We start from the raw sequence: 20079 nt of genomic DNA on the forward strand, positions 1-20079 counted from the left end.
CCCGCACACTCAGAGCGCGCGCCTGGTCTAGGCGCTCCGAGTCTCCCCACCACCCCACCCCCCCCCTCCCGGCGTTCGAGGTCCCCCTTGCGTCAGCCGGGCAGCGCCCAGGCGTACGGCCCCTCGGGGTCGTCCAGCCAGGCCCACTCGTGCTCGCCGCTCACCGTGATCCCGTACCGCTCCCGCTGCGGCTGCCCCTCACGCTCCCACAGGGCGTACGCCTCCTGCGGGTCGAGGCTGCCGCGGGTCAGGGCGAGCAGGAAGCGGAACAGTTCGTGGTCGCGGGCCCGGCGCGGCAGCCCGCCCAGATGGGCGGCCCCCGGCTCGGCGCGGGTACCGCCGCGCAGCGGCACGAAGTAGGCGGGCGTGTGCAGGAAGCTCCCTTCGGCGTGCCCGGCGTCCCGTACGGCGAGGGCGACCAGGCCGGTGGCGAGCGGGGTCAGGATGCGGGCGCCGGGACGGCACTGGGTGAGCCAGGCGCGCGGGATCGACGGCAGCGTGCAGGTGGCGATGACCCGGTCGAAGGGGGCGCGTTCGGGTACGCCGCGTGCGCCGTCGCCGGTGACGACGGCGGGGTGGTATCCGGCGGCGGCCAGGTGCTGCCGCGCCGACTCGGTGATCTCCGGCTCCAGGTCGACGGTGGTGACGAGGCCGTCGTCACCGAGCCGGTGGGCGAGCAGGGCGGCGTTGTAGCCGGTTCCCGCGCCGATCTCCAGGACCCGGTTGCCGTCCTTCACCTCCAGCGCGACCAGCATCATCGCCATCAGGGACGGCTGGCTGCTGGAGGAGACCAGATCGCCGTCGCGCAGCCGGGTGGCCAGCGGGGTGTCGGCGTACGCCCCGCGCACCCAGCGCTCGCGCGCTCCCGGTTCGGGGTTCTGGCCCCAGCGCCGCTCGTAGCCGCCGGCGACGCCGACGTAGTAGTACGGCACGAACAGATGCCGCGGCACGGCGGCGAAGGCATCCCGCCACACGGGGTCGTCGTCCCACGCCCCGCTCCGGTCGATCTCGCGCACCAGCGCGGCCCGCGCCGAGGCGGCGAGGTCCTCCAGATCCCTGTCGACAGCGTGCGCGCTCATACGTCCACTGTCCTGCGGGAGCCGGTAGGAGGCGAGCGCCCCGCCGGACTATCCGGAATGCGTGGCTCAAGGCGGACCGCCCCTGAGCGAGGGCCGAGCGGCCGGGTCGGCTGGTCGGCTGGTCCTAAGCCTGGAGTCCTCGGTCTCCGCGTCTGAGAGCATGGAGGGCGTGAATGAGATTCGGCGCGGCACGCTTCAGGAGCAGACCTTCTACGAGCAGGTCGGCGGGGAGGAGACCTTCCGCCGCCTCGTCCACCGTTTCTACGAGGGTGTCGCCGAGGACCCGCTGCTGCGGCCCATGTACCCCGAGGAGGACCTGGGCCCGGCCGAGGAGCGGCTGACCTTCTTCCTGATCCAGTACTGGGGCGGCCCGACCACGTACAGCGAGAACCGCGGCCACCCCCGTCTGCGTATGCGCCACGCCCCCTTCACCGTCGACCGCGCGGCGCACGACGCCTGGCTGAAACACATGCGGGTCGCCGTGGACGAGCTCGGCCTCTCCGAGGAGCACGAGCGGACGCTGTGGAACTACCTGACGTACGCGGCGGCGTCGATGGTGAACACGGCGGGCTGAGGGCTAACCGCTGACCGAACGGAATGGTGGCGCAGCTATCCGAGGTACCCGCCACAGCCGGCCACTCACCCTGTGCGGTGGCTCCGGCACCCGCCGTACCCGCTTCCCGCCCGCCGGGCCCTGCCGTGCCCGCGGAGGTCTACGGCGAGGAGCCCACCGGCCGCTCGGCGACCGGCGCCCCGATGGTCGCCCTGCTCATCGACGTCGCCCTGTGCGCCTGCCTCCTGGGCGCCCGCCGCGGCCGGGACCGCACGCACATCGCGAACGTCATGGGCTCCACGACCGTCACCCTGATCACCACGGCGGGCATCCTCACTCCCGCTGCTCCAGCGCGACGACCACGATGGGTGTCATCGGCTTCGGCCTGAGGTCCGCGCTCCGGCCGCTGGTGTGACGCCGACCGGACCTGCGGGCGGACTGGGCGTCAGCGGACGCTGACGTCGAGCGCGCCGAGTCCCGCACGCCGTACGGCGATCGACCCGTACGGCGTGCGCAGCCGTAGCCACGCGCCGGACGAGAGCAGTGCCAACTCCCCGGTGGAGCGCAGGAATCCCAGCGACTGGGCCGCGTGCACGGCCCGCACCGGCAGATGGGTGTCCCCGACGGTCCGGGACCAGATCTCCCGCCCGATCCGGTCGAGTTCGGCCCGGGTACGCCGCTCTTCCGCCAACTCCTGGGTACGGGACCGGAATTCGGCGACCCCCGCACCGACCATCGCCCGCAGGGCGTCGGGCGCGGGCAGCCCCGGCACCGGTCGCCAGCCGCCGCGCGGCGGGAGCACCCCGGCCCACGGCGGCCCGGTCACGGCGTCCGGCACGACGGCGGTGGCCGCCGACTCGTCGACGGACTCCAGCAGCTCGCCCGCGGAGACGGTCACGTCCAGCGTGACGTCGAGCCCGTTCTCGTACGGCTTCGCCAGCCGTACGGCACGGATGGCCAGCACCTCGAAGGACGGCGGCCGGCCGAAGACGGCGAGCGCGGTGCCGGCCGCCTGCAGACGCACCGCGGCTCCGCGGTCGTAGTGGAGCAGCCGGGAGAGGAAGGCCGCGAGATCCGCCGCCTCCCCCTCGTCGGCGAGGTGGAGCACCGTCATGCGGCGACGGCCTCCTCCTCTTCGGTCCCGCCGGATTTCCCGGGTTCGTCGTCCATGTCCATGTACTCGCTGAGGAACTCCTTCTCCTCCGCGGTGATGCGGCGCGGCCGCTCAGCCTCGAAGTCGAAGGGGACGACCACCGTCGAGGCCCGGACGTAGACGACGTCGTCGTCCTTCACCTCGCAGGTGATGGTGAAGGACGCGGCCCTGATCTCGGTGATCCACAGCTCTATGTCCACGGGCGCGTGCCGGTGGACGAGCTGCCGCTTGTAGTCGATCTCGTGCCGCGCCACCACCGACCCCTGCCGGAAGTCCTTCTCCGGACGGAACAGGAAGTCGATACGGGCTTCCTCCAGGTAGCGGACGAAGACCGCGTTGTTGACATGCCCGTACGCGTCCATGTCGGACCAGCGCAGGGGGCAGCGGTAGATGTGGCGCAAGACCGATCAGCCCCGGGTCAGCTTCTTGTAGGTGGCGCGGTGCGGACGGGCTGCGTCCGGACCGAGGCGCTCGATCTTGTTCTTCTCGTACGACTCGAAGTTGCCCTCGAACCAGAACCACTTGGAGTCACCCTCGTAGGCGAGGATGTGCGTGGCCACCCGGTCCAGGAACCAACGGTCGTGGGAGATGACCACGGCCGCGCCCGGGAACTCCAGCAGCGCGTTCTCCAGGGAGGAGAGCGTCTCGACGTCGAGGTCGTTCGTCGGCTCGTCGAGGAGCAGCAGGTTGCCGCCCTGCTTGAGGGTGAGCGCCAGGTTGAGGCGGTTGCGCTCACCGCCGGAGAGGACGCCGGCCGGCTTCTGCTGGTCGGGGCCCTTGAAGCCGAAGGCGGAGACGTAGGCCCGGGAGGGCATCTCGACCTGTCCGACATTGATGTAGTCGAGCTCGTCACTCACGACGGCCCACAGGGTCTTCTTCGGGTCGATGTTCGCGCGGCTCTGGTCGACGTAGGAGATCTTGACGGTCTCGCCGACCTTGATGTCGCCGGAGTCCGGGTTCTCCAGACCCTGGATCATCTTGAAGAGGGTGGTCTTGCCGGCGCCGTTGGGGCCGATGACGCCCACGATGCCGTTGCGCGGCAGGGTGAAGCTGAGGTCGTCGATGAGGACCTTGTCGCCGAAGCCCTTGGTGAGGTTGGTGACCTCGACGACGATGCTGCCGAGCCGCGGGCCCGGCGGGATCTGGATCTCCTCGAAGTCCAGCTTCCGCATCTTGTCGGCCTCGGCCGCCATCTCCTCGTAGCGAGCCAGACGTGCCTTGGACTTGGCCTGCCGCCCCTTGGCGTTGGACCGAACCCACTCAAGCTCTTCCTTGAGCCGCTTGGCGCGCTTGGCGTCCTTCGCGCCCTCGACCTTGAGACGGGTCTGCTTGGTCTCCAGGTACTTGGAGTAGTTGCCCTCATAGCCGTGCAGACGGCCGCGGTCGACCTCGCAGATCCAGCCGGCGACGTTGTCCAGGAAGTACCGGTCGTGGGTCACGGCCACGATGGTGCCCTCGTACTTGGCGAGGTGCTGCTCCAGCCAGTTCACCGACTCGGCGTCGAGGTGGTTGGTGGGCTCGTCGAGAAGCAGCAGGTCGGGGGCCTCCAGCAGCAGCTTGCACAGCGCGACGCGGCGCTTCTCACCGCCGGAGAGGTTGACGACGGGCCAGTCGCCGGGCGGGCACCCGAGCGCGTCCATGGCCTGCTCAAGCTGGGCGTCGAGGTCCCAGGCGTTGGAGTGGTCGAGGTCCTCCTGGAGCTTGCCCATCTCTTCGAGCAGCGCGTCGGAGTAGTCGGTGGCCATCAGCTCGGCGATCTCGTTGAACCGGTCGAGCTTGCCCTTGACCTCGGAGACGCCCTCCTGGACGTTCTCCAGGACGGTCTTGTCCTCGTTGAGCTTGGGCTCCTGCATCAGGATGCCGACGGTGTACCCCGGCGACAGGAAGGCATCGCCGTTCGACGGCTGCTCCAGCCCTGCCATGATCTTCAGGATGGTCGACTTACCGGCACCGTTCGGGCCGACCACACCGATCTTCGCGCCGGGCAGGAAGTTCAGCGAGACGTCGTCAAGGATGACCTTGTCGCCGATTGCCTTGCGCGTCTTGCGCATGGTGTAGATGTACTCAGCCAAGAGAAACCGTCCGGCAGCTTGAAATCAGGCAGTGGGCAGATACACCCCATCTTGCCCGACGGCTACCCCTGGGGGGAAACGCGTATGACTGGGCGGCCCTGACCTGGGCCTTCCCTGTTGGCGGCGCCGGCTCGGCTGTCCATGCCGGTCGCCGGCGGTCCGCCTCGGGCGCCCTCGCACCGCCCAGGGACGGTCCAGGAAACGATCACTCGGCAGACGTCCGCCACTCGTCCAGCCGGACCCTCACCTGACGGTTGTGGGCGTGCCAGAAGACCTCCCCCTCGACGGTGGCACCGAGAGCGGGCAGCTCCATCCCTGCCGGCATGGCCGTGATCTCGGCCAGCGCCACGACGTCGGGCAGGCCGTCTATACGTATGAAGACGCCAAAGGGCTGGCGGCCGATGACCTCTCCAGTGACGTGGGTTCCCACCGGGAGAGCTGCGACGGTCGCCGCCCAGCTCCCGAGAACCACGTCCGCGTCCGGCAGATCCGGGCCCGTGGGCCACGCGTACTCGTCCATCGACAGATCATGCCGCAGTGAGCGACCCGTGGAGCTACGCCGCCGGCAGATCTGGCGATGGTCCACCAGGCGTGACTACGGGACCAACAACGACACGTACTAGTGGTGGGGCGACCCTGGTGGGCCTAACCGAAGAGGACTGACCTGCGGTTTCGCCGTTGGCCGGAGCGCACACTTGAGTCTCCCGCAGGGGGAGACCGGAAGGTGGGCTCATGGACGGCGACACCCTCTACTCGATTGGTGAGCTGGCCCGGCGCACCGGGCTGGCGGTCAAGACGATCCGGTTCTATTCCGATCGGGGCATCGTGGTGCCCGCCGACCGCACCGACGCCGGTTACCGGCGCTACGCCCCGGATGCCGTGGCTCGCCTCGCCCTCGTGCGGACGCTGCGGGAACTGGGACTCGGCCTCGACATGATCCGGCGGGTCGTGGATCAGGAGCTCAGCCTCGGCGAGGTCGCCGCGGAGCACGCCGCCGCGCTGGACGTGCAGATCGGCGTCCTGCGTCTGCGGCGGGCGGTGCTGTCGGTCGCCGCCGAGCGAGAGCCCACCCAGGAGGAGATGGAACTCATGCACCAGCTGGCCACACTGTCCGCGGCCGAACGCCGACGCCTGATCGACGGCTTCCTCGACGCCGTCTTCGAGGGCCTCCACCGCGGCGGGGGCCCGCAGCACGCCGCGGCCCGGCGTTCCATGACGCCCGAGCTCCCCGACAGCCCCACGGACGAGCAGGTCAGGGCGTGGGTGGAGCTGGCCGAGCTGTCCCTGGACCCGGATTTCCGCGCCAGTGTGCGGCGCCTGACCGAGGAGCATGCGGCCGGGCTGCCCGACGGTGCACCCACGCCACCGCGACCGGACATCGTCGCCGTAGTCCGGGACCTCGCGGGACCGGCCCTGGCCGACGGCATCAGCCCGGAGTCACCCGAGGCCGATCCCGTCGTCGCGGCCCTCACCGCCCACTGCGCGCTCGCCCCCGACCGCCCCGACGACGCCGAGCCGCACCAGTGGCTGCTGCACCGCCTGGAAGCCGCGAGCGATCCGCGCAGGGACCACTACCTCCGGCTGCTCGCGTTGATCAACGACTGGCCACCACCGGAACGCCTCGCCCCGGTGATCGACTGGTCCGTCACAGCTCTGCGGATACGGTCGGCCCGGTGACCCGACAGCTGGAGGCAGCCGCCACCCCATCCGCCCCGGCTCTCGTGCTGCGCCCCTGGCAGCCCGCGGACGCTCCCGCCCTGGTCGAGCTCCGCCGGCATGACGCCCGGGATGACGCACTGAGCCGATGGACGAGCTCAGCCGTGCACGACGAAGCCGACGCCGTGCGGTCGATTCAGGAGCAGCAACAGGGATGGGAGACGGGGCATCGCTTCGGATTCGCCGTCGTCGAGCCCGAAATCTGCGGCACCGGCGGCCAGTTGACGGGGCATGTGGTCCTGAAGAACGTCACACCCGGCGCTTCGTCCGCCGAGGTCGGCTACTGGACCGCGGCACAGGCGCGCGGTCGCGGCGTCGCGCCCCGAGCACTGCAGGCGCTGACCGACTGGGCCCTCACCACTTTCCCCGATGACGCGGCTCTCCTCCATGTCACACTGACGCGCCTCGAACTCCTGCACCAGATCGACAACACGGCGTCATGTCGTGTCGCACAGAAGTGCCGGTACCCCCTGGCCACGCTCCTGCCCGCGGCGCCGCCCGCCTACCCGCTCGCCGGCCATGTGCACGTACGGACCCGCGGTCACTGACCCAGCCGGGTGCACCTAGTCGCACTGACGGCGACTCGCGGCGCGCCTATGGGACATTTCATTACTTTTCATATTACCTCTCGTGTGACTGTACGGAGTCGATTCGCCACGGATCGAACACACCTCACCTCACCGGAGATGGCATGCACAAGCTTCGTAAGGCTTCCGTCCTGGTCGCCGCCCTTGGCAGCGTCGGCCTCCTGACCACTGGCACGGCCACCGCCCAGGGCATGGACGGGCACGGCAGCTCGGTCCTGCAGAGCTCCAACTGCAAGTCGCACGACCTGAACGTCGATGTCCTCGGCCAGGTCGGCGTGCTCAACGGCCTGCTCGGCAACGCGCTCAACGGCGAGGGCAACTCGGGTGGCCAGGACTCCCACATCGGCTCGTCGATGGGCTGCAACAACGGGGCCTTCTAGCCCGCATCTCATCGGCAGCCGCTCGCCACACAGGGCTGCCGGGTGCGGACCGGTGCTCCACGGCAGGACCCACCGGTGGAGTACGGGCCGTGGCAGCGGCCTCAGGGTCCCGCCGATGCGACGCACCGGTGTCTGACGTCAGGGGCCTGACCCACGAAAGCGGGTCAGGCCCCTGACCGGCGTCCGCGACCCGTCAGACGCTCAGTTCTCAGTACTCAGTCCGCGGTACTCAGTCCGCGGTACTCAGTCCTCGGCACGCAGTCGCCGGTACGCAGTTCTCAGCCCCTCGGCCCTCAGTCCTGTGTCGGCGCTTCCTTCTTGCGCACGAGGACCAGGGCCGCGCCGCCGATCAGGACCAGGCCGATGGCGAGGCCGGTGATCAGGGGCGTCATGTCGGAGCCACCGGTCGCGGCGAGGTTGGTGTCGTCCGACGCCGTTCCGACCGTGGCGGGGCTGGGCTCGCTGAGGGTCTGGGTGGTGGGGCCCGCCGCGTCGGCCTCCGACGCCTGCGTCATGCAGTCCAGCACTCCGGTGAACCGCTTCTTGAAGCCGGCCGCGCCCTGGATGGTGAAGTCGTAGGCCTGGTCCTCCTGCAGCGGGACCGTCACCGTCCGCGACTCGCCCGCCGGGATGGTGTACTCGATGCCGAGCAGATCGAAGGTGAACGGCGCGTCGCCCTCGTTGGCCGCGGTGATGTCGACGCCGCCCTTGTCGCAGTTCTCCACCGCGGACAGTGCCGGTATCGCACCGGTCTTGGCCCAGGTCGCGCTCGCCGTCGCCGAGACGGTCGACTCGCTGGAGCCGGCCAGGATCTGCGTCTGGCTACGGCTCTCGGCGGCGAAGGCACGCCCCACCGGCACGGTCGTCGAGGCCTGCACCGTCAGCTCGGCCTGGCCGTCCGCGGCCTTCTCGGGCACCTCGAAGTACACCTGACCGCCGTCCGCGGCGGACGTGACGCGCTTGCCGCCCTTGTCCACGATCCGCACCCCGCTGGTGGCCGCGTCCGCCGGCGGTGTCACCGTCACGCTCTCCGCGCCGGTGTGGACCGTCACCGGGCCGAGCCGCTCACCGGGGTGACCGGAGACCGCGGGCGGGTCGAGCGTCAGCGACGCCCGGGGTTCCGCCACGCCTCGCGCGCTCTTCTCCAGATAGTCCGCGAGTTGGTCGGCCTGCGGGTCGAGGGCGTCGACGGCCACGCCGTCCGAGTAGCGCCAGATGGCCACCTGCGTACCGGCCGCGGCGTCCTGCTCGGTGAGGCCGCCCTTGACGCCCGCCTTGCCGGCGAGTGCCGCGAGGTCGTTCACCTGCGGGTAGGAGTTCTGCAGGATCCAGCGGATCTTGCCGGCGTTCTTGTTGGCGCCCAGCGACGTGCCGCTCCAGGGCGTCTCGTGGTACTTGGCGTCGCGCTGGGTGGGGTTGTGGATGTCGACGCAGTACGTCTGCAGCGTGCCGCCACCGTCGACGGACATCTCGAACAGGCCCGCCGAGATCTGCTGGTCCCCGGAGTCGGCATGGACGACGGCCGCGCCGTATGTCTTGAGGCCACCTATGGTGGCGGTCGCCCCGCCCTGGCTCGGTGCCGTGCCGTCGGCTGCGGCCGGGCCGGCGCCGGCCATCACCGAGGCGGCGACGAGCCCGGACACCAGGGTCGAGGCGGCGAGGCGGGCCATCCCTCGCCCTCGCACCGACAGCGCAGCGAACGCAGCAAACACAGAATTCCCCTTCGAGCAGGACCCGTTGACGTGGGGGGAAGGTCCCACCAGCAGCATCACAAACCCCATGAGCTATGCCCGGCATCCTAAGGACGCGGCGCACCACGCTTCCCCGTGATCCCGGCAGAGGGCCGATCCTTCTCGGAATCGTTATCGCCAAGATCCTCTGCGAGCAGGGCTTATCGACAAATCCACCGGGGTAGTTCGGAACGCATTCGCCGATAAGCCGCACTTCGGTCAGCCCAGGAGACGCTCCGGAATCAGCTCGGGAGCCAGCTCGGGAGCCAATGCCAGAGAGTGACTGACGTCACGTCACTGCCACTGGTTCCGGGGCCTGTTGGGAGCCTTCGCCCGACGGCGGTGTCTCCCAGTCCGGCTCGGGCCGGTCCGGTGCCGCGGTGGCTCCCGCCTCCGGCCGTGGGGTGCGCCGGAACGCCGTGGTGCCGCGGGCGAGGTCGTGGCCGATCGCCACCGCGTCGATGTCGGCCGAGGTCCAGTTCTGCCCCTCGCGGACGTCCGAACGCACCTTCAGCCTGCCGTGCACCACGACGGGATCGCCCACGTTCAGCGACCCGGCGGCGTTCGTCGCGAGCTGCCGATTGGCCCACACCGTGAAGAAGTTGGTGTGCCCGTCGGTCCACTCGTTCTTCCCCCGGTCCAGATAGCGCGAGGTCACCGCCAGCCGGAAGCGTGCGGACGGTCCCGTCGTGAATTCCCGGTACACCGGCTGTGTGGCGACGTTGCCCACCGCACAGATGGTCGTCTCGTTCATCTCGAACCCCTCCCTCACCCGGCCGCTCCGGCCGGGCGGATACGCGTACGGGCCCGTCCCGTACGGCTGCGTCCGACATGACGGCCGCGCGCCCCGGCCCACCCGCGGACGTCCCCCGTTGGTCCTGGGTACGCCCCGATCCGCGCCGGTGCACCGCCGTCACCGCGATCGACCGCGTCCGTCGCGATCGCCGCGCAGCCAGACTGCCTCCGCCGGCCCGATCCCGCTGAGCCCTGTGGACCACCGCCCACCTGGGGATATCTCCGCCACCCGAACGAGCGATCCCACAGGCACCGCCCCGGGGACCAGCCGCACCAGAACCCCCACCAGGCCAAGCCCCCCACGCCGTCCCAGAACCCCGACCGTCCCAGGACCCGAACCGTCCCAGCACTCCCGCGGCCCCAGAACCCGGCAGCCCCGGAACCCGGCAGCCCCGGAACCCTCCTCGCCGCCCCAGGACGCCGCACCACCCAGGGCACCTGCACGCCGTCGCCCCAAACGCCCCGTCAAAAACCGCCCCCCGGCCGCCTGATCACCTCACCTTGCCCCCAACCCCCATCACCCGCCCGTACTGCTCGCGAACCTCCCGATAGCGCAGCAGCTCGGCCGCCACGGGATCCAGTACCCGGGCCCGTCCACACCCGGCCGCTGCCTCCCGCAATCGCCGTTCCGCGTCCATGCCGTAGCGCCGGGCCGGTCCTCGTGCCGCGATCCGGCAGCCCCACTCGACGAGTGGACCGCCGACGATGCCGGCCACCATGAGCAGCACCGGTACGCCCAGGTTCGGCGCCATGACCCCGATGATCTGCGCCACCAGCCACAGCCCGCCGATGACCTGAAGGACCGTCATGGCGGCCTGCGCCAGGACGGCCGCCGGCCACCAGCCCGGCCGCGGTGGCCGCCCCGGCGGCAGGCCGGCCCGCGCGGCCAGCTCGTCGAGCGCCTCGGAGAGCCCCTGGGCGCCCTTTACGGCCGCCTCGCGCACCGCCTGCGCCCAGGGCGCCGGGAGCCCGGCCGAGGCCTGCTCGGCCACCGTCCGCACCGCCTGCTCGACGCGCTGGCGCGCGGTGGACTCCATGTCCGTCTGGGCGCGCAGGGACAGCCGTCCCGTCGGGGGTTCGCCCCGGTCCTGGTACCAGCGCCACAGCCGCAGCCACGGCGTCCCGCACGCGCGGTTGGCGTTGCGCAGCCACGCCCGCTCGGCGGCCTCACCCGCGGCGGTGGCACCGATGGCGTCCGCGAGCCGGGCGGAGAAGTCGTCCCGGTCCTCCTCGCTGAGCCCGGTCCGCCGACGCGCGGCGTACACGGGCCGCAACCGCCACCCGGCGGCCTCCACATCGGCCGAGATCCTGCGGGCCGCGGCCCCGCGCTGCGCCACGAACTGGCCGAGCGCCTCACGCAGATCACCGACGCCGTCCCCGGTGAGCGCGGACAGCGCGAGCACCGTCGCGCCCGGTTCGCCGTGCTCACCCAGGGCGATTCCGTCCTCGTCGAGCAGTCGCCGCAGATCGTCCAGGACCTGGTCGGTGGCCTCGCCGGGCAGCCGGTCGGTCTGGTTGAGGACGACGAACATGATCTCGGCGTGGCCCGCCATGGGCCGCAGATAGCGTTCGTGCAGGACCGCGTCGGCGTACTTCTCCGGGTCGACGACCCAGATGATCGCGTCGACCAGCGCCAGCACCCGGTCGACCTGCTCACGGTGGGCCACGGCCGCCGAGTCGTGGTCGGGCAGGTCGACCAGGACGAGCCCCCGCAGCTGCCCGTCCGAGGCCGCGCTCTGCGCCGGACGCCGCCGCAGGCGGGGCGGGATGCCGAGCCGGTCGATCAGGCCGACCGCGCCGTCGCTCCAGCTGCACACCAGGGGCGAGGCCGTCGTCGGCCGTCGTACGCCCGTCTCCGAGATGGTCACCCCGGCGAGCGCGTTGAACAGCTGCGACTTGCCGCTGCCGGTGGCGCCGGCGATGGCGACGACCGTGTGCTGCCCGGAGAGCCTGCGCCGCGACGCCGCCTCGTCCAGCACCTTGCCCGCCTCGGCGAGCGTCTTGCTGTCGAGCCGGGGGCGCGAGAGCCCGACCAGCTCACGCAGCGCGTCGAGCCGGGACCGCAGCGGTCCGTCGTAGGCGAGCGGTGTCACATGGTGCTGCTGCGTGGAGGCCCGCTTCTCCACGACGGGCTGCTCCGTGCCGGCGCCCTCGTTCACGCGCCGTGCGATCAGCCCGTCGTCCCAGGGGGTCGAGGATTCCGCGTCGGAGGCGGTGTCCGCGCGGGACTCCGGGTCCTTACGCGGACGCGTCTCCTTGCGCACAGGTGCCTCCTTACGGGCCGAGGCCGCCGTACGACGGGACGCGCCCCCGTCCTTGGCACCGGCGGAGCCGCGGCCTTCACCGCTGCGCACACGCGCGTGGCGGTCACCGTCCTCCACACGCGCGTGGCCGTCGGTCGGCGGCTCGTCCCGCCTGCCCCGTTTCCGCCAGAGCTTGCGCTTCTCCGGCTCCTCGACCGCCGCGGAGCCGTCGCCCTCGCCGGACTCCCTCTCGTCGCCCTCGCCGGACTCCCTCGCGTCGGCCGCGACGGAGTCCTCACCGTCGGAACCCTCGGAAGCGCCCTCCAAGGGGGCCTCCACGGCGTCGTCCTCGTGCTCGTCGGTCCGGGGAGCGGTGTCCTCGTTCGTGGTGACGCTGTCCTCCGGGCGATCGGGGTGTTGCGTCCGGCCCTGCTCCGCTTGGTCCTGGTCAGTGACGGCAGTCACCGGTCACCTCTCCTTCTGCAGTACGGACAGCGCGGCGATGAGTTCTGCCTGGGGGTCCGGATGGACCTCCAGGCCGTCCAGCGGGGCGAGCCGACGCTCGCGTTCGTTGTGCATGACCCGGTCCAGATGCTCGGCGAGCAGCCGCCCGGCCCGGTCGCGCAGCCGCAGCGCCCCGTGCGCCCCGATCCGCTCGGCGAGCCCCTCCCCCGCGGACCGTGCCCGGCGGGCGCCGAGCAGCGCCGTGGCGACGAGGGCGGCGACGACCTCGGGATCCTGGACGACGCCGCGTTCGACGTCGTTCACCTCGTCCTCGGCGTACTCCTCCAGCTCGCGCCGCCATCGCCGTACGGCCATACCGATGCGGTGTTCGACGCTCTCGGGCTTCAGGTCCCGGCCCGTCAGCTCGGGTGCCTCGGCGGCCGGTTCGCGTCGCCAGACGTCGTCGACGCGTTCGTCGGCCGCGGTGACGGAGCACAGCAGGAGGGTGCTCAGGCTCTCCACCAGCGAGTCGAGCAGCTCTCCGGCGGTGCAGTCGAGCGGGAAGGCGCGCCAGCGCTTCAGGGCGTCGCCGGCGAGCACGGCGCCGGACTGCAGACGGCTGCGCACGCGCGCGTACTCGGTGTCGTACGCCGAGTCCACGGCGGCGGTGAGCCGCAGCGCGGCGGCGTACTGGGAGGAGGCCGCGGCGGCGAGTTCGGGCATGCGGGCCTTGAGGGAGTCGAGAAGCCCGTTGGCCGTACGGGCCATGACGTGCTCGCGTGCCACCGGGTCCTGGGCCTGGTGGACGAGCCAGTTGCGCAGCTGTGCGACGGCCGTCGCCGGGAGCAGCCCGCCGCCCCAGGCCGACTCGGGCAGTTCGGGCACGGTGAAGCGGGGTACCTCGCCGAGGCCGGCCTTGGTGAGGAGTGCGCCATACTGCCGCGACACCTCGGAGACGACCTGGTGGGGAACCCGGTCCAGGACGGTCACGAGGGTGGCGTCGTACTCCTTGGCGGTGCGCAGCAGGTGCCAGGGGACGGCGTCGGCGTACCGGGCGGCCGTCGTGACCATCACCCAGATGTCGGCCGCACAGATCAGTTGGGCGGCGAGGGCGCGGTTGTCGGCGAGCAGGGAGTCGATGTCGGGCGCGTCGAGGAGGGCGATTCCGGGGGGCAGTGTGTCGGCGGTCTCCAGTCGGAGCACGCGCAGGGGATCCTCGCCGGGCAGCATCAGTTCGTCGGCGGGATCGTGTTCGGGGACCCACACGCGTGTGAGGTCGGGCAGTACGCGCATCCCGCTGAACCAGTGATGGTCCTCCGGATGGCAGACCAGCACGGGAGTCCGCGTCGTCGGCCGCAGTACGCCGGCCTCGGTCACGCGTCTGCCCACGAGGGAGTTGACGAGCGTCGACTTCCCGGCCCCGGTGGATCCGCCCACCACGGCCAGCAAGGGTGCTTCGGGCTCTCTCAGGCGGGGCACCAAATAGTCGTCGAGCTGCGCGAGGAGTTCGTCGCGGTTGGCACGCGCGCGTGGGGCCCCCGCCAGGGGCAGCGGGAAGCGTGCGGCGGCGACACAGTCGCGCAGGGCGGAGATCGCGTCGAGCAGCTGAGGCCGTACGTCCAAGGTCACCACATGCGAAGAATGCCCAATTTTAGGGGAATTCTGAAGCATATGAGCATGTCTGCGCGCCGACGGGACACAAGGGGCGGAAGGGGCGACTGGGACAGAGACACAGTCCAGGCATAACGAGTGCACAACACCCGGGGCGCGAGAGGCCAAAAGCGGTGCACGATTCGTACCTGCCTGCGATTATCAGGACCGCTTCACCGAACCTCCACATCGAGCCACGGAGGCGAAGCAACAGGGACACGGATGCGGGAGCCCTATCCTTGTCCCCGGCAACGTCACGGATCAGCCCACACCCGGGCACCACGAACGAGGCCACCACAACCGGCCCCCGTAGCTCAGTGGATAGAGCAGGCGCCTTCTAAGCGCTTGGCCGCAGGTTCGAGTCCTGCCGGGGGCGCCCATACTCCGCCATCCCATCGGGAGGGCGTTTTTGCTGGTCAGAGGCCGTTTATCGGGCTCGGCGGGGCAGCTTCGCGAGTGCGGGTGGGCCCTCGGGCAGAGTCTGCTGGTGTCCGGCTGGGGACGATTTCGTCCGGCCCTCGGCGGGTGTTCTTCCCGAAAACTTCCCGAAGTTTCGGTGTGGTCTCTTGCCGTCGAACCGCTCACCAATGCCACGGTCTGTGGTCGGCCACAAGCATCGCCCTCGGCCGCGCAGACGGCGGCCGTCATGGACGGCGGCTGGCACTCGCCCACGCTGCGTTGAGGCTCCCTGACGGTGACAGGTGCCGTTGCCTCGACGGATGAAAACACGTTGGCGGGCCGCCTCCGAGCTGCGACCATGCCGCTGTTTCCCTTATGGAGGGTGCCGTTGTTCGTTTTCGTTTGTGTGCGCTGCGGTGCCGAGTTGACAGTCCCGTTGTCCCAGGTCTCCCTTCCCTCGCATGCCCGTCAGAAGTACGGGAATGGGGTCCAACTCCCGGTGCTCATGGAGTCAGGGACGTTTGCCGTGGACCCGGACCCGTGGGGAGGGCCGTGGCGGATCTGGGACGAGATCGATCCGGGCGAGGCGGAGGCGCGCGGCATCTACGCGCCGGTCCACGCCCTGTCCGACAGCACGCCCGGGGCGATTGTCATCGCTCCCGGTGACGTCCGCGGAACCCGCCTGATTCCCGAGATGCGTGGCGGCTCCTGCTGCGGCCTCGACGGGGCCGAGGGGCCCAACATGGCCTGCGAGGCGTGCGACCTGCCCGTGGCAACCAGGGTCGACGACTGCTCCCTGTGGCAGGCAGTGCGGCTCAGCTCGGACGCGGTGCACCGCGTCCTCGTCGACGGTCTCCACACTGCGCCGTTCTCCTGGGCGGAGTTGGTGGAGAAGGCGGAGAGCACACCCCCGTTCGAGCCCATTGGCACGTGGGGCGGACCGGCTGGGTCGAGCCACTACTGGTCGTGGAGTCCCCAATGGGAGGCGGCAGCCGGCCAGGCGCTCGCCCACCTGTTGGTGGCCTCCAAGGGGCAGCCGGTGAAGGTCCCGGGCGGTCTGACCGCGGACGTGTTCCAACGCGCACTCGACGTCTTGCTGCCCGCAGGCCCGCCAACGCGGCACGCCGTCCTGGCTGGACCGGGAGAACCCTCCGCCAGTGCGGGCGTCGACATCCTCCTCGTACCGGTCCATCCCCAGACGGGTCAGACCTGGACCCCCGCCGGCCCGGCCGCATCGGCATACCCGGTGCCCCTGCCGCTGGGGGTGTGGCTGTGGCTGGTCTCCCCCGAGCCGTACCTGCCTGTTCCCGCGTCGGGCGGCATACCCCAAGACGTGCTCCGTGACGACCCGCTCCCGCCGCGCCCCAACCACCTGTTCTGGGCCGACCGGGGCAGTTTCGAGCACACCTTGGTCCGGCTACCAGCCGTTCGCAGCCCGTGGATACGCACGATCCTCGAGAACCTCACGCAGGAAACGGCGGCCGACATCTTCTACTAGCCGTATGGCAATCGAACAGCGCCACCCGCCGGTTCAGCGGTCGACGTCGCAGGACCGCCTCGTTGCAGCCTTCCAAACGATGGCAAATCGGCATACGGGTTGAAGGGGCGCTTGATATCCGATCATCCTTGCCGTCATGAGTCTCGTCTCCACTTCCTTCGATGTGCCCGCGATGGGCGAATACGCACACGACTGGGCCTTGGTCGATGTGGAGACGTCGGGCCTCATGGCCCGGCGAGATCGCGTGCTCTCCGTCGCGGTGATCACGATCGGTCCGGACGGCGAGCAGACCGGGGAGTTCTCGACGCTGCTCAATCCGGGGTGCGATCCGGGACCGGTGGAGGTACACGGGCTGACCGTCGAGCGGCTGCTGGGGGCGCCGACCTTCGACCAGGTCGCCGGGCGGATCGGGGCCATGCTCCAGGACCGGGTGCTGGTCGCCCACAACGCCCAGTTCGACTATGACTTCCTGGCCTACGAGTTCGCCCGGGCGCGGATGTGGCTGCCGGTGTCGCAGCGGCTGTGCACCCTGGCTCTGAACCGCCAGGTGGATCCGCCGACGGACGACATGAAGCTCGGCACCCTCGCCGCCCACTACGGCGTCCCCCAACAGCGTGCGCACGATGCGCTGGACGACACCCGTGTGCTGGCCGGGATCCTGCGGGCGTCACTGCGCGAGGCAGCGCGGCTCGATCTGCCCTTACCGCTCGTGACCTGCCCACCCCGGGCGGAATCGCAGTTCACGCCGAAGCCGCTGAAGACTCCCTGCGCCTACCGCAATCCGGGACGGCTGGCACCCGGCGGGCCTCTCCAGCAGGGGATGAAGGTCGCGATCACCGGCGAGACCGCCCACGCCCGGGCGGAGTTGGCAGGGCGGGCAGTTGCCGCCGGGCTGAACATGATGACCTCCGTCAGCCGGCACACCAGCGTGCTGGTCACCAATGAACCGGCGTCCGGTTCGGCAAAGGCCCGACGCGCAGTCGCCGAAGGCGTACCGGTCATCGACGAGCACACCTTCCTGCGGCTGCTGGCCGACGTACGACCGGGGACAGCGCATGAGACGACGGCCGTCGCCGGCGCCCCGGTGGCCGAGCCGAAAGCAGAACCAGTCGTCGGCCCCGTGGAGTCCGCGCCCGCCACACCACCTGCCGCACCCGTCCCGGAAGCAGCAGCCCTCCCCACGGCCGCCCCCGGTCCGGGGGTACCCGCTCCACGCCGACCGGTGCCCTCCGTCGGCACGTCGGACAAGCCTCTGGCCGGGCATCGCGTGCTGGTGCTCGGTGGTGTCCATGCCGATGCCGCGGCGGCCCGTACCCGCATCGTCGAACTGGGCGGGTCCGCGGCGATCAACCTGTCCGCCAGCGTCACCGACGTCGTACTCCTGGAGGGAGGGCAGAGCGACCGGCGCATGAGCCGCATCACCGCCCTCGAACTCCCCGTGCACGACCTCCACTGGCTCACCGCTCCGACCGCCACCGCCCCGGCCACGGCGACGCTCCGCCCTCAGGAGCCGCACGTGATGCCCAGAGGAGGTGTCATCGACCTGCCCGTGCCGCACGGCAGACCCTCGCCGGAGTGGTACGTCACCGCCGGCTGGGCCCCGCAGACCGACTACGAGATCGACGTCGTCGCCTTCCTCCTCGACGAGGACGAACAGGTCACCTTCGACGAGGACTTCATCTTCTACGGCGCTCCCGAGAGCCCCGCCGGAACCGTGCGACTGCTCACCGGCGGCCCTGCCGAACAGACCATCGCCCTCAACCTGACCTCCCTGCCACCCGCGACGCGCAAGGTCGTCGTCGCTGCCGCCATCGACGGCGCCGCCACCTTCGGGACGGTCGGTGCGATCCAGATCGGTGCCGCCCCCGGAAGCAGCGGCGCACCACTCGCCCGCGCCACCCTGGACGCCGCCACCACCGAACGCACCATGCTCCTCGCGGAGATCTACCGCAGAGGTCCGGTGTGGCGCCTACGCGCCGTCGGCCAGGGCTACAACCACGGCCTCGACGCCCTCGCACGCGGATACGGCGTCGACATCGCCGACTGAACGACGGTGCCGGAGGCGGAGGTCCGTGGGGCCCCTGGATCTGGGTCAGGCCCGGCGACGCGGCGCGGGGGTGGATCCAGGCTTGGGCACCGGCATGCTCGGGGCCGGCCCGGCGGGCAGTCGCTGGGGGCCTTCGATGCGCTGCTGTAGCTCGGCGAGCTGGCCCGTGATGCAGCGGGCGTAGGTGGCGAGCAGGACGGGGACGCCGTTGCCGGCCCACTCGGCGACCTGGGCGGGTGGGATGCCGTGGTTGAGCCAGGTGGTCAGGCAGGTGTGGCGCAGGTCGTAGACGCGCTTGCCCACGGGTGACTCGTATTCGTGCTCTGGCAGGACCGCCTTGCGGGCCTTGTTCCAGGCGCGGCGGAAGACCGATCCGGCCAGCAGTCCGCCCTTCTCGCCGGGGAAGAAGAGGTCGCCCGGCTGGAGGCCGTCCGTTTTGATCAGGTCGCGGAGGACAGCGACGAGTGCTGGGTGGGCGGGGACGGGGCGGGTGTCGCCCTCGGCGCGGCCCTTGAGGTCGCGGGTCTCGTGGACGCGACCGTCGTCGGTCCACTGACTGCCGACCTCGGGCTCGGCGGTGTGGACGAGCAGCTCGCCCCAGCCCTCGGCGGGCAATGTGGCGGCGCTGACGCGGAGGGCTACGGCCTCCTCCGGCCGCAGACCGGCGTAGTACAGGGTGGCGAAGAAGGCGTGGAGGCGGTGGCCGGTGCGGGGACGGTCGGCGATCCAGGCCAGGAGGCGGGCGACCTGACCCGGGTTGAGCAGCGACCGCTTGTCGACGGCCTCGGCCACCTTGGGGGCGGCACCCTCCTCCTTGCCCTTCGGGAGCGGGTTGGCGGTGAGGATCTTCTGCCGGACGGCGTACTTCATCGCCACGTTGAGGATCCGCTGCTCGCGCTTGACGGAGCTGGCGGCGGCCGGGCTGCCGTCCAGAAGTGTGTCGAGCGCATGCAGGACGGCGTCGACGCGTTTGGTGTCCTCCCAGGCCGTCATGGGCAGGGAGTTGCGGGCTATCCACGACAGGACAGTGCGGACTTCGGGCGGCGCTTCGTCGCGTCGGAGCTTGTTGAAGGCGTACTCGCGCAGGGCCCGGCGTACGTCGATCGGGTCGAAGCGGTCCGGGAGTTCAGTGCGGAGCAATGCGAGGGTGACCTTGGTGAGGGCCTTGGCGGTGTTCTTGCGGTTGTTGGCCGAGATGCGCGGCCACTTCATGTCGACGTACTGGAGGGCGAATTCATAGCTGGTGACCTCGGCGGCCGACGTGGCGTGTGAGACCGGCAGGCCGGTGTCCAGGTCGAACGGTTCGCCGTTGTTCGCGGCGACGCGCAGCGTTGCACGGAAGGATTCGGCGAGCGCGCTCGTGGCATAGCTCTGGCCGTGACGCCTTCCGTTGACGGACCACCGGACGGTGTAGCTGGTCTTGCGCTTTCCCCTGTAGATCTCCGTGTCGTAGAAGCGGACCTTGTAGGACCGGTTGCTCAAGCGTGGTCCTCGCAGTCGGTCAGCCAGTTCTCGTAGTCACTGCGGCGGATGCGCAAAGCGCCGTTGGGGATGCGTATGCAGCGCGGGGCTGTGCCCTTTTTGCGCCAGTCGTAGAAGGTGGAGCGGGAGATGCGGAGGTCGTCGCAGAACTCGTCGACCGTGAGCTTGTCGGTGGGGCGGCGGGGCGGAGACGTCAAGCGGTGTTCCTTGGGCAGGGGGCGGGGCTGTCCTGCGTTTGCGCCGGGTTGGTG

Annotated in this window: 18 protein-coding genes and 1 tRNA gene; 8 read left to right on the forward strand and 11 right to left on the reverse strand. The window is 70.7% G+C overall.

The annotated features are described in order from the left end of the window. Nucleotides 1-92: 92 nt before the first annotated feature. Nucleotides 93-1079, reverse strand: coding sequence for a methyltransferase domain-containing protein (locus ACFWYS_RS32575; protein WP_384776532.1), 987 nt, complete (start codon nucleotides 1077-1079; stop codon nucleotides 93-95). Between the two features lie 160 nt (nucleotides 1080-1239). Between ACFWYS_RS32575 and ACFWYS_RS32580 the strand changes: the two genes are divergently transcribed. After that, nucleotides 1240-1653, forward strand: a complete 414-nt coding sequence (locus ACFWYS_RS32580) for a globin (RefSeq protein WP_384776534.1) — start codon at nucleotides 1240-1242, stop codon at nucleotides 1651-1653. Nucleotides 1654-1778: 125 nt separating this feature from the next. Beyond that, nucleotides 1779-2021 (forward strand): hypothetical protein, encoded by a 243-nt coding sequence (locus ACFWYS_RS32585; RefSeq protein WP_384776536.1) that lies wholly within the window; start codon nucleotides 1779-1781, stop codon nucleotides 2019-2021. A 56-nt stretch (nucleotides 2022-2077) separates the two neighbouring features. On the opposite strand, the gene ACFWYS_RS32590 is transcribed toward ACFWYS_RS32585, so the two are convergent. The 4 genes from ACFWYS_RS32590 to ACFWYS_RS32605 form a co-directional block, all read right to left on the reverse strand. Further along, nucleotides 2078-2746, reverse strand: a complete 669-nt coding sequence (locus tag ACFWYS_RS32590; RefSeq protein WP_384776538.1) for a hypothetical protein — start codon at nucleotides 2744-2746, stop codon at nucleotides 2078-2080. Further along, nucleotides 2743-3186 carry an acyl-CoA thioesterase gene (locus ACFWYS_RS32595; protein WP_384776540.1) on the reverse strand — a complete coding sequence of 148 codons (444 nt, stop codon included), beginning with the start codon at nucleotides 3184-3186 and terminating at the stop codon, nucleotides 2743-2745. The genes ACFWYS_RS32590 and ACFWYS_RS32595 overlap by 4 nt, the downstream gene beginning before the upstream one ends. A gap of 6 nt (nucleotides 3187-3192) precedes the next feature. Beyond that, nucleotides 3193-4857, reverse strand: coding sequence for an energy-dependent translational throttle protein EttA (gene ettA, locus ACFWYS_RS32600; RefSeq protein ID WP_384776542.1), 1665 nt, complete (start codon nucleotides 4855-4857; stop codon nucleotides 3193-3195). A gap of 205 nt (nucleotides 4858-5062) precedes the next feature. After that, nucleotides 5063-5377, reverse strand: coding sequence for a hypothetical protein (locus ACFWYS_RS32605; protein WP_384776544.1), 315 nt, complete (start codon nucleotides 5375-5377; stop codon nucleotides 5063-5065). A 212-nt stretch (nucleotides 5378-5589) separates the two neighbouring features. Between ACFWYS_RS32605 and ACFWYS_RS32610 the strand changes: the two genes are divergently transcribed. From ACFWYS_RS32610 to ACFWYS_RS32620, 3 genes are all read left to right on the forward strand, one after another. Next, the gene (locus tag ACFWYS_RS32610; protein ID WP_384776546.1) at nucleotides 5590-6534 is read left to right on the forward strand and encodes a MerR family transcriptional regulator; all 945 of its coding nucleotides are present in this window, start codon (nucleotides 5590-5592) and stop codon (nucleotides 6532-6534) included. Next, a complete protein-coding gene (locus ACFWYS_RS32615; RefSeq protein ID WP_384776548.1) occupies nucleotides 6531-7121 on the forward strand; it encodes a GNAT family N-acetyltransferase in 591 nt (196 codons plus the stop codon). Before ACFWYS_RS32610 ends, ACFWYS_RS32615 begins: the two co-directional genes overlap by 4 nt. A gap of 143 nt (nucleotides 7122-7264) precedes the next feature. Next, the gene (locus tag ACFWYS_RS32620; protein WP_384776550.1) at nucleotides 7265-7540 is read left to right on the forward strand and encodes a hypothetical protein; all 276 of its coding nucleotides are present in this window, start codon (nucleotides 7265-7267) and stop codon (nucleotides 7538-7540) included. 293 nt (nucleotides 7541-7833) lie between these two features. Here the strand turns inward: ACFWYS_RS32620 and ACFWYS_RS32625 are convergent, their stop codons facing one another. The 4 genes from ACFWYS_RS32625 to ACFWYS_RS32640 all read right to left on the reverse strand — a co-directional run bounded on the left by ACFWYS_RS32625 (nucleotide 7834) and on the right by ACFWYS_RS32640 (nucleotide 14384). Then, nucleotides 7834-9252, reverse strand: a complete 1419-nt coding sequence (locus ACFWYS_RS32625) for a Cys-Gln thioester bond-forming surface protein (protein ID WP_384776552.1) — start codon at nucleotides 9250-9252, stop codon at nucleotides 7834-7836. 307 nt (nucleotides 9253-9559) lie between these two features. Continuing rightward, on the reverse strand, nucleotides 9560-10024 hold the full coding sequence (locus tag ACFWYS_RS32630; protein ID WP_384776554.1) for a single-stranded DNA-binding protein: 465 nt from the start codon (nucleotides 10022-10024) through the stop codon (nucleotides 9560-9562). Between the two features lie 532 nt (nucleotides 10025-10556). Beyond that, nucleotides 10557-12773 (reverse strand): GTPase, encoded by a 2217-nt coding sequence (locus tag ACFWYS_RS32635; protein WP_384776556.1) that lies wholly within the window; start codon nucleotides 12771-12773, stop codon nucleotides 10557-10559. A 3-nt stretch (nucleotides 12774-12776) separates the two neighbouring features. After that, entirely contained in the window at nucleotides 12777-14384 is a 1608-nt protein-coding gene (locus tag ACFWYS_RS32640; protein ID WP_384776558.1) for a dynamin family protein, read from the reverse strand. A gap of 321 nt (nucleotides 14385-14705) precedes the next feature. Between ACFWYS_RS32640 and ACFWYS_RS32645 the strand changes: the two genes are divergently transcribed. From ACFWYS_RS32645 to ACFWYS_RS32655, 3 genes are all read left to right on the forward strand, one after another. Then, nucleotides 14706-14778: transfer RNA gene (locus ACFWYS_RS32645), tRNA-Arg, on the forward strand. Nucleotides 14779-15189: 411 nt separating this feature from the next. Continuing rightward, a complete protein-coding gene (locus ACFWYS_RS32650) occupies nucleotides 15190-16299 on the forward strand; it encodes a hypothetical protein (RefSeq protein WP_384776560.1) in 1110 nt (369 codons plus the stop codon). 136 nt (nucleotides 16300-16435) lie between these two features. Then, nucleotides 16436-18346 (forward strand): TerD family protein, encoded by a 1911-nt coding sequence (locus ACFWYS_RS32655; protein WP_384776562.1) that lies wholly within the window; start codon nucleotides 16436-16438, stop codon nucleotides 18344-18346. A gap of 45 nt (nucleotides 18347-18391) precedes the next feature. Here the strand turns inward: ACFWYS_RS32655 and ACFWYS_RS32660 are convergent, their stop codons facing one another. After that, nucleotides 18392-19828, reverse strand: coding sequence for a tyrosine-type recombinase/integrase (locus ACFWYS_RS32660; protein WP_384776564.1), 1437 nt, complete (start codon nucleotides 19826-19828; stop codon nucleotides 18392-18394). After that, nucleotides 19825-20025, reverse strand: a complete 201-nt coding sequence (locus ACFWYS_RS32665) for an AlpA family transcriptional regulator (RefSeq protein ID WP_124442202.1) — start codon at nucleotides 20023-20025, stop codon at nucleotides 19825-19827. Before ACFWYS_RS32665 ends, ACFWYS_RS32660 begins: the two co-directional genes overlap by 4 nt. Nucleotides 20026-20079: the final 54 nt, after the last annotated feature.

Origin of the sequence: Streptomyces sp. NPDC059010, from assembly GCF_042740355.1 — a bacterium.
GTDB lineage: Bacteria > Actinomycetota > Actinomycetes > Streptomycetales > Streptomycetaceae > Streptomyces.